Origin of the sequence: Kitasatospora sp. NPDC051702 (genome assembly GCF_040681575.1) — a bacterium.
In the GTDB taxonomy this organism is placed as follows: Bacteria; Actinomycetota; Actinomycetes; order Streptomycetales; family Streptomycetaceae; genus Kitasatospora.
This window is the reverse complement of record NZ_JBFAZB010000040.1, coordinates 84,630-94,527: the sequence shown is the minus strand read 5'-3', so window position 1 is coordinate 94,527 and position 9,898 is coordinate 84,630. Positions and strand designations below refer to the sequence as shown.

Below are 9,898 nucleotides of genomic sequence, written 5' to 3'. Positions count from 1 at the left end.
CACCCCCAAAAACCCCCCCCCCCCCCCCCCCCCGCGGCCGCCCCCCCCGGGGGGGGGGGGGGCCCCCCCGCGACGGGACCCCACCAGGCGGCAGACCCCAGGAAGGAGGGGCCACCGCCAGGGCGGGGCAGGAGAACAGACAGACCAGACAGACCCCACCCCGCCGGACGGGCCCAACGGGCCGGCCGAGCGGGCCGGGAGGCGGCCGAACCGGGCCGGACCGGGGCGCCTGCGGACGGCGCGCGCCCTGGGGAGGGCGGGCCGCCCCCGGGGCTTGGGCGCCCGGGGGGCCGCCCGGGGGCTCCCCGGGGGGTGGGGCGGCCCCCCGGGGCGGGTCAGGTGATGGAGGCGCCCGAGTCGATGCTGATGACCTGCCCGGTCATACAGTCCTGATCGAGGAAGAGCCCGATCGAACGGGCCACCTCCCGCGGGGTCACGAACCGCGGCACCGGGACCTTCTGCAGCATCCCCGTGACCACGTGCTCGGGCAGCGTGTCCGTCATCCCCGTGATCATGAACCCCGGCGACAACGCGTTGACCGTCACCCCCCGCCGCCCGCACTCCGCGGCCAGCGTACGGGTCAGCCCCACCAGACCGGCCTTGGACGCCGCGTACGCGGTCTGCCCGGCGGTCGCGATCAGCGCCGACGGCGACACGATGTTCACCACCCGCCCCCACCGCGCCCGCAGCATCGCCGGCACACACACCCGCGCCGTGTGGAACGCACCCACCAGATTCGTGTCGATCACCTGCCGCCACTGCACCGGATCCTGCATCGCCATCAACGCGTCCTTGCGCACCGCACCGTTGTTGACCAGCACGTCCACCGGCCCCAACACCTCACCGATGCGCTCGTACATCGCCGTGACCGCCGCGAAGTCCGCCACGTCACCGGTGACCACCACATGCGCGTTCACCAGCTTGCCCGCCACGTCCTCGGCCGCCTCACGGGCACTGTTGTAGTGCACCGCCACCCGACACCCGGCCGCGTCCAGCTCCAACGCCAGCTCACGCCCCAGCCCACCGGAGGCACCCGTCACCAACGCCACCGGCGCATCCGGACGCACACCGAACACCTGAGCCCCGCTCACCGCGCCCCTCCCCACGTCAACAGCACCGAACCCCACGTCATCCCCGCCCCGAACCCGGCCAGCAACACCGTGTCACCGTCCTGGATCCGGCCCGCGTCCAACGCCTCCGCCAACGCGATCGGAATCGACGCCGACGCCGTGTTCCCGTACCGCTCCAGATTCGTCACCAACCGATCGGAGGGAATACCCGTGTGCGCGAGAACCGAGTTGATGATCCGGATGTTCGCCTGATGCGGCACCACATGATCCACATCCGCCGGCGTCAGCTTCGCCTGCTCCAGCGTCTCGCGGATCGTGCGCACCGTGTACCGCACCGCGTTCAGATAGATCTCGTTCCCGTTGATCTGCGCGTAGTGCAGACCCCGACGGACCGTCTCCTCACTGGTCGGCAACCGCGAACCACCCGCCAGGACCTTCAGACTGTCCTTGCACGAGCCGTCCGCGCCCAGGTTCCACGCCAGGATCCGCTCCACCGAACCCGGCTGCAACACCACCGCACCAGCACCGTCACCCACCAGGATCGACAGATCCCGGTCCTGCGGATTCGCCGTCAGCGTGTGCGTGTCCGAACCGATCAGCAGCACCGGCCGCGGATCCATCCGCAACAACCCCGCCGCCGTCACCAACCCGTACACGAACCCCGCGCACTCCGAATTCACGTCATGCGCACTGCCCGCGATCTCCAGCGCCTCGTGCACGAACGCCGACGTCGCCGGCGAAGGCTGCTCGGGCGTGGCCGTCGCCACGATCAGATGCGCGATGTCCGCACCCGACAGCCCCGCCCGCTCCAACGCCCGCCGACCGGCCTCGACAGCCATCGACGCGGTCGACTGCCCCGCCCCGACCGCCCGCCGCTCACGGATCCCGCACCGCGACACGATCCAGTGCTCATCCACACCGAACCGCTCGGCCAGCTCCACACTGGTCACCACACGCTCAGGGACCGAAATCCCCCACCCCGTGATGTCGAAGCCGCTCATCGACCGACCCTTCCCTGCGGATCAGACGCCGGCCTGGCCCACGAGCGCCAGAATCCGCCCGTGCACCACCCGCAACGTCGTCGTGTCATCGATGTCCGCGAACAACGACTCATCCGCCGGAATGTGCGGGTACCGGTTCTGGAACCCGTACAACCACTCCATCAGATCCAGCGAATCCACATCCGCGATGTGCTGCAACGCCGCATCCGCATCGATCTCCTGAGCACCCGACACCGCCTGCAACTGCGCGGCCAGATCCTCGACACTCGGAACCTCGGACATAACCATCTTCCCTTTCACTCAGACGATCCCTGACAGACAGACCCCACCCACAACCACCAGGCAGAGCCACAACACAACCGAACCCGCACAACCCGAACCAACAGGCCACACGGACCGAACAGGCCGAACAGGCCGCACGGACCGGACCGGAGGAACCAGACCAGAGGAACCAGACCAGGCCGAGCTCGAACGAGCCAGACCATCCCGGGCCAGGCCCGAACGAACCGGACACAACAGGGCTGGACCACCCCGGACTCCAACAGGCCGGACCGAAAATGACCGGACCGGGCAACGCTCGGACGGACGGACCGGACAGACCGGACCCGGCGGACCGGACGGACCGGGCCAGGTGAACCGGACGGACCGGACGGACCGGACGGACCGGGCCAGGTGAACCGGACGGCACGGGCCAGACCAGGCCGGACTGCACCTGGCTGCACGGCCTGGAGCAGGCCTGGCTGGAGCAGGCTGGACGACACCGACCCGACAGGCCCGAAACGGACCCGACCAGACCCGGCCGGACAAGGCCGGACAGGACCGGGCCGGAACGGAACGGGCTTCGTGGGCCGCACGGCCGGGACAGACACCGCACCCCACAGGCCAGCGGCCCAGGGCGACGACGCCACCCGCACAGCCCACACGAGACCCGACCCGCGAACCCGGACCAGACCCCACAGCGAGAGCCCCACCCACGGCAGAACCGGCCCGCGACCGGCCCCCGCGAAGCAGGACACCCGACGCCGGCCCCGCGAACGAGACCCTCACCCACGGACCCTGCAACGGCCGGCCCCCGCGAACGAGGGAACCGAAGCAAGCCCGGGCCGGACAGACCCGCGGGAAACCACCCCCACCCCCGCCCGCACACCACCCCGCACCCCCGCCCCGCCCCGCCCCCACCCCCGACTCACCGGAGACAAGAACGAACGCGACGAAAGACGAACGAGACGACACACGAACAAGCAACAGGAACGGTCAGCCCGCACCCCGCGACACGACACCGCGAGACCCGAAGCCGTCTGCCTTACCGAAACCGCATGAAACCCGCCCCCACGCAAACAACCCGCAACCCCCCACCAGCCACCACGCTTGCGCACCGCTTGCGACAAGCACGCTTACCTGACCACCTGACCCACCCCACAACACACCGCACCCACACGCACGAACACCCAAGCCCAACACCCCGACAACCACACACCAACCGGCAACCGGCAACCGGCAGAACAGCCAGACACCGGGCAACCAGGCACCAGAACAGCCAGGCAGCCAGGCAACCAGGCAACCAGGCACCAGAACAACCGGGCAACCAGGCACCAGAACAGCCGGGCAGCCGGGCAGCCGGGCAGCCGGGCAGCCGGGCAGCCGGGCAGCCGGGCAAGGCCACCAGGCCACCAGGCGCCCGAACAACGGGACAGCGGGACAGCGGGAAGCCGAACCGCGGACAACAGGCAGCCGGCCACCAACCGGCAGCACTTCAGACACCGGGGCACCGGCACCAGGACGCGAAGGGAAGGGACCACGTGCAACCACCACCAACAACGCACACCACCCCCACCCCCGACGACCACGCCACCCACCACCGCGCACCGGCCACCACCCCGCACCGTCACCACCACGGCAACACCCCCGGCCGGACAGCACCCCACCTCCGCCAACACCCGCACCCGCACCCGCACCCGCACCCGCACCCGCACCCGCACCGGGAACGGGAACGGAACCGGGCCCGCACCGGGAACGGGAACGGAACCGGGCCCGCACCGGGACCCGCACCGGGACCGGCAGCCCCCGGGTACCCGCCACCCACACCCCGGGTACACCGCCGCCCCTGCCCCCAACGGCAGGGACCGCACCCGGCAACGACCGACAGGCCGACACGGGGGGTCACGGGACGGCGGCAGCAACCGCGCTCACAGCCACACCAAGAGCGACCACGCCGCCCACCGGCACAACCCGGGCCGCCACCCCCGTCCCACCCCGCAACCACAAGCCCCTCCACGGGCCAACAGGACGCGGACCGCACCACACACCCGGCCCGCACCGGGCGACGAACAGCCCCACCCCCCTCAGCGCGGGACACCACCACACCAACCGGCCACCACCACACGGCCGTTCACGCAGGCAGGCCACCAGCACCCGGGCACCCCTCCCACCGGACGGCACCAGGCCGCCCCACGGACAGCACCAGCCCACACACAACGGCCAACCCACACCCTCCGGGGCAGCACCAACCCAATGGAAGGCGGCCCACCACCCGGCACCAGGCCGCACCACCCACCACCGCACAGCGCAACCAGCCACACAGCGCAACCCCGCCAGGCCACAAGCCGCACACGAAACGCGACACAGCCCGGCACCCACACCCGACGGCGACGTCAACCAACCACGGAAACACCGCAGTTCACCTACACACCCCCGCAAGCCACGCCGACGCCACCCCGGCGCCACCCAGCACGACCCGGGCGTGCCACCCAGCGCCGAACAACGCCACCCCCGGACCAGCCCACCCAAAGCCGGCCCCCGCACCACCAACGGCCACCAGGCCCACCAGGCCCACCGCACCACCCGGCGTCTGCTCCCGGCGACCACCGCCAACACCCCTGCAGACACCCAAAGCCCCACCCAACAACACACCCCAGCACCACCGCACCAAAGCACCACAGCGGCCCGAGGCATTGAGGCACCACAGCACTGAGGCAACAAGGCACTGAGGGACCGGGACACCGGGACACCGGGACACCGGGACACCGGGACACCGGGACACCGGGACACCGGGACACCGGGACACCGGGGCACCGGGGCACCACCGGGCGCCGATGGCACCGGCGATCACCGCCGGCCACCACGCCCCCAAGACCACACAACCTCAGGGCCCAACGACCTCAGGGCCCAACGACCTCAGGGCCGCACAGACTCGACGCCCCACGGCCCCGCGAGCTCGAGGCCCCACAGCCTCGACGCCCCACGGCCCCACAGGTTCAAGGCCCCACAGGTTCAAGGCCCCACGGCCCCGCGAGCTCCAGGCGCCACGAGCTCAACGCTCCACGGCCCCACAGCTCCAAGACCCCACAGCCTCAACGCCCAACGGCCACACGGCTCCACGGCCCCACAGGCCAACGGCCACACGGCCCCACAGGCCAACGGCCACACGGCTTCAGGGCCGCACAGACTCAACGCCCCACGGCCACACGGCTCCAGGACCCACAGGCCCGCGGCCCCTCAGGCCCACGGCCGCGGCCCCACAGGGGCCCGGCCCGCGGCCCCGACCACCCGGGCACCACCGCCCACCCACCACCACCACGTGAGGACCCACCCCATGACCACCATCGACGCCCGCACCATCAACCCCGACGTCGAAGCCATCCGCCACCACTACGAGGTCGGCAACGACCTGTACCGCCTCATCCTCGGCCCCACCATGATGTACTCCGGCGGCTACTGGGAGGACGGCGAAGACCTCGTCGCCACCCTCGACGAAGCCCAGGAACGCAAGCTCGACGTCTTCACCGACCTCGCCCACGCCACCGGCACCGCCAAGGTCCTCGACATCGGCTGCGGCTGGGGCACCATGCTCAACCGCCTCACCACCGTCCACGGCGTCAAGCACGCCGTCGGCGTCACCCTCTCCCGCACCCAAGCCGACTTCGTCCACGCCCTCGGCAACCCCGCCATCGAAGCCCGCGTCGAAAGCTGGGAAGACCACAAGGCCGACGGCGACCCCTACGACGCCGCGTTCTGCATCAACGCCCTCGAACACTTCGTCCTGTCCTCCCTCACCCCCAAAGAGCGCACCCAGCGCTACCGCGTCTTCTTCAAGCAGGTCCACTCCCTCCTCAAGCCCGGCGCCCGCTTCGTCCTCCACACCATGACCGTCGAAAACCCCCCACTGCGCCGCCAGCTCCTCGACGACCTCAAGTTCCTCCAGCGCGAAGAATTCGAAGGCTGCCACATCCCCCGCCTGCCCGAACTCGCCGCCGGCCTCGACGGACTCTTCGAAGTCACCGAAATCCGCAACGAACCCGAATCCTTCGCCCGCGCCTGCCGCGCCTGGCTCGAACTCCTCGCCGCCCGCCGCGACGAAGCCGTCACCATGTCCGACGAAACCACCGTCAAGCGCTTCGAACGCTACCTCGACATCTTCGCCTACACCCTCGAAGACCACATCTTCAACAACTTCCGCGTCACCCTCACCCGCCGCGCCTGACCCCGGAGGGACACCACCATGACCACCACCGCCCCACCCCCCACCGGCCCCGCCCACAACCACCCCACCACCCCGGCAACAAACACCGGCACAGCCACCGACACAGGCACGGCAACAGCCACGACCGCGGACACGGCCGGCGCCGACACCACCCCCCTACGCCACCTCAAAGTCGCCATCATCGGCGCCGGCATCTCCGGCCTCGGCGCCGCCATCCGCCTCCTCCAAACCGGCACCGACGACTTCCTCGTCTTCGAACGCGCCCACGACCTCGGCGGCACCTGGCGCGACAACACCTACCCCGGCTGCGCCTGCGACGTCCAAGCCCACCTCTACTCCTACTCCTTCGCCCGCAACCCCGACTGGAAATCCACCTTCGCCACCCAAGCCGAAGTCCACACCTACCTCAAAGACACCGCCCGCCGCTTCGGCGTCGAACCCCACCTGCGCTACGACCACGAACTCCTCACCGCCCGCTGGAACCCCACCCGCCAGCACTGGCACATCCACACCACCCAGGGCCACTACACCGCCCAGATCCTCATCACCGGCACCGGCTACCTCTCCGAACCCGCCCTGCCCGACATCCCCGGCCTCTCCACCTTCACCGGCACCCTCTTCCACTCCGCCCAATGGCGCCACGACCACGACCTCACCGGCCGCAACGTCGCCGTCATCGGCACCGGCGCCTCCGCCATCCAATTCGTCCCCCAGATCCAACCCACCGTCGCCCACCTCGACCTCTACCAACGCACACCCCCCTGGGTCGCCCACAAACCCGACAAACCCAACACCCCCCGCCACACCTGGCTCCTCCGCCACCTCCCCGGCTACCAGAAATTCCGCCGCAACTTCAACAAACACGGCCGCGAAATCGTCGCGTTCTTCATGTCCCGCCCCAGCCGCACCACCGGCATGAAAAACATGGCCGCCGGCCACCTCAAAAAATCCGTCCCCGACCCCGAACTCCGCAAACTCCTCACCCCCGACTACACCGTCGGCTGCAAACGCCTCCTCTTCTCCAACACCTGGTACCCCGCCATCCAACAACCCAACGTCACCATCATCCCCGACACCATCACCCACATCGGCCCCACCCACATCACCACCCAAGACGGCACCACCCGCCCCATCGACACCATCATCCTCGCCACCGGCTTCACCACCACCACCCGCCCCATCGCCCACCGCATCCACGGCACCAACGGCACCACCCTCGCCCACCACTGGACCACCCACGGCATGACCGCCCACCGCGGAACCACCATCCACGGCTTCCCCAACCTCTTCATGATCCTCGGCCCCAACACCACCCTCGGCCACTCCAGCCAAACCGTCATCATCGAATCCCAAATCACCTACATCACCCAAGCCATCAAAACCCTCACCACCCGCAACATCACCAGCATCCAACCCCGCCCCGAAGCCCAAACCACCTACAACAACACCCTCAACAAACGCCTCAAAAACACCGTCTGGAACACCGGCGGCTGCACCAGCTGGTACACCGACAAACACGGCAACAACCCCAACATCTGGCCCACCTACACCTACCGCTTCAAAAACCAAACCCGCCACCTCGACCTCACCAACTACCAAACCACCACCCACACCCACCCCTAACCACCCCACACACCAAAACAACCAAAACAACCAACCGGAAATCACCGCCGGGATTCACCGGTGACGACGCCCCCCACGCCCGCCGGCCACCCCCACGGACCGGCGGGCACACGCCCGACCGCCGCACCCAGACCCAGACCCACCGAAAGCCGAAGTACGGACATGCGAAACACCGAATCCGACCGAGAGAAGGACCTCCCATGACCCGCCCGCCCCTGTCCCGACGCTCCGTGCTCGCCGGCACCGCCGCGACCGCCACCGCGATGGTCATCGGCTTCGACTCGGCCACGCGCGCCTGGGCGACCACCCAGGACGCAGTCCCGGCCGGGCGCCTCGTCCCCGTCCCGACCCTGGACGGAACGCTGACCTCGAGCGCGGCCACCGTGGCCGAGTTCAGCCAGGACTTCGGGCGGCTGACCACCAGCACCCCGTACGCCGTCCTGCGGCCCGGCTCCGACCAGGACGTCGTCAAGATCGTCAACTACGCGCGCTGCAACGGCCTCAAGGTCGCCATGAACGGTCGCAGCGGCACCGGGACCGAGCTCGAGTCGCACTCCAACTACGGCCAGGCCGGGGTCGCCGGCGGGATCAGCATCGACGCCCGTTCGCTGAACCGCATCCACTCCATCTCGGCGACCAGTGCGACCGTCGACGCCGGCGTCACCTGGGCCCAGCTCACCGATGCCGCGCTCGCCAAGGGTCTGACGCCGCCGTGCCTGACCGACTACCTCCACCTGTCCGTCGGCGGCACGATCAGCGTCGGCGGCATCGGCTCCACCGTCCAGAAGTACGGCCTCCAGGCGGACACCGTGGAGTCGATCGACATCGTGACCGGCACCGGGCAGCTCGTCACGGCCACCGCCACCCGCAACCGCGACCTGTTCAACGCCGCGCTGGCCGGCGCCGGGCAGTTCGGCATCATCCTGCGCGCGACGGTCAAGCTGGTGCCCGCCCCGCAGCGCGCCCTCGTCTTCAACCTCTTCTACGACAACCTCGCCACGTACCTCGCCGACCAGGAGACCATCCTCCGGGACGGCCGTTTCCCCAGCCAGGTCGGCGAGATCGTCCCGCAGCCGAACGGGGCCGCCCCCCGGTACAAGATCGAGACCGTCGTCTACTACAACGGCACCACCGCGCCCGACCCGGCGCGTTACCTGGCCGGTCTGTCGCCCGTCGCCGCCGACACGCTCATCGCCGACCAGACGTACCGTGAGTACACGTTCCGTGCCGACGCCTTCGCCGACAACCTGAAGAACCTGGGCTACTGGAACGAGCCCAAGCCGTGGCTGAGCCTCTTCCTCCCCGCTTCCAAGGCCGCCACCTTCGTCAACTACGCCCTGCCCGCGCTCACCCCGGACGCCATCGGCGGCGGCCTGCTGCTCTTCTACCCCTTCCCGACCAACAAGATCACCCGGCCCAACGCGATCACGCCCAACGAGCCGGTCACCTACCTCTTCGACCTGCTGACCTTCCCCCACCCCGGCACCGACCCGGCCCCCCAGCTGCAGCGCAACCGCACCCTGTACGACTACGCCACCACGCTCGGCGCCAAGCGCTACCTGGTCGGCGCCGTACCGCGGATGACCCAGACGGACTGGCAGCGCCACTACGGTTCCCAGTGGGCCACCCTGACCGCCCAGAAGTTCCGCTACGACCCGGCTCGCATCCTCACGCCGGGCCAGAACATCTTCGGCTGAGGCGCCGCGCCGCACCGCCCGTTGACG

General features: G+C 69.8%; 6 protein-coding genes. 3 read left to right on the top strand and 3 right to left on the bottom strand.

Features of this window, described 5'->3' with window-relative positions; all coding sequences use genetic code 11:
* Positions 1 to 335: 335 nt before the first annotated feature.
* The 3 genes from AB0N04_RS28320 to AB0N04_RS28310 are packed head-to-tail and all read right to left on the bottom strand — an operon-like array spanning position 336 to position 2,353.
* Positions 336 to 1,091, bottom strand: coding sequence for an SDR family NAD(P)-dependent oxidoreductase (locus AB0N04_RS28320; protein ID WP_360206677.1), 756 nt, complete (start codon positions 1,089 to 1,091; stop codon positions 336 to 338).
* Entirely contained in the window at positions 1,088 to 2,071 is a 984-nt protein-coding gene (locus AB0N04_RS28315) for a beta-ketoacyl-ACP synthase 3 (RefSeq protein ID WP_360206675.1), read from the bottom strand. The genes AB0N04_RS28320 and AB0N04_RS28315 overlap by 4 nt, the downstream gene beginning before the upstream one ends.
* 21 nt (positions 2,072 to 2,092) lie before the next feature.
* The gene (locus AB0N04_RS28310) at positions 2,093 to 2,353 is read right to left on the bottom strand and encodes a hypothetical protein (RefSeq protein WP_360206673.1); all 261 of its coding nucleotides are present in this window, start codon (positions 2,351 to 2,353) and stop codon (positions 2,093 to 2,095) included.
* A 3,310-nt stretch (positions 2,354 to 5,663) separates the two neighbouring features.
* On the opposite strand from AB0N04_RS28310, the gene AB0N04_RS28305 reads away from it, so the two are divergent.
* The 3 genes from AB0N04_RS28305 to AB0N04_RS28295 all read left to right on the top strand — a co-directional run bounded on the left by AB0N04_RS28305 (position 5,664) and on the right by AB0N04_RS28295 (position 9,871).
* A complete protein-coding gene (locus AB0N04_RS28305) occupies positions 5,664 to 6,551 on the top strand; it encodes a class I SAM-dependent methyltransferase (protein WP_360206670.1) in 888 nt (295 codons plus the stop codon).
* Positions 6,552 to 6,569: 18 nt separating this feature from the next.
* The gene (locus tag AB0N04_RS28300; RefSeq protein ID WP_360206667.1) at positions 6,570 to 8,174 is read left to right on the top strand and encodes an NAD(P)/FAD-dependent oxidoreductase; all 1,605 of its coding nucleotides are present in this window, start codon (positions 6,570 to 6,572) and stop codon (positions 8,172 to 8,174) included.
* 200 nt (positions 8,175 to 8,374) lie between these two features.
* Positions 8,375 to 9,871, top strand: a complete 1,497-nt coding sequence (locus AB0N04_RS28295) for an FAD-binding protein (protein WP_360206664.1) — start codon at positions 8,375 to 8,377, stop codon at positions 9,869 to 9,871.
* Positions 9,872 to 9,898 lie beyond the last annotated feature (27 nt).

What these genes read in the sequence shown, in the direction of transcription:
- AB0N04_RS28315 (WP_360206675.1), bottom strand. Translation starts at nt 2,071, where the DNA reads ATGAGCGGCTTCGACATCACGGGGTGGGGGATTTCGGTCCCTGAGCGT.
- AB0N04_RS28310 (WP_360206673.1), bottom strand. Translation starts at nt 2,353, where the DNA reads ATGTCCGAGGTTCCGAGTGTCGAGGATCTGGCCGCGCAGTTGCAGGCG.
- AB0N04_RS28305 (WP_360206670.1), top strand. Translation starts at nt 5,664, where the DNA reads ATGACCACCATCGACGCCCGCACCATCAACCCCGACGTCGAAGCCATC.
- AB0N04_RS28300 (WP_360206667.1), top strand. Translation starts at nt 6,570, where the DNA reads ATGACCACCACCGCCCCACCCCCCACCGGCCCCGCCCACAACCACCCC.
- AB0N04_RS28295 (WP_360206664.1), top strand. Translation starts at nt 8,375, where the DNA reads ATGACCCGCCCGCCCCTGTCCCGACGCTCCGTGCTCGCCGGCACCGCC.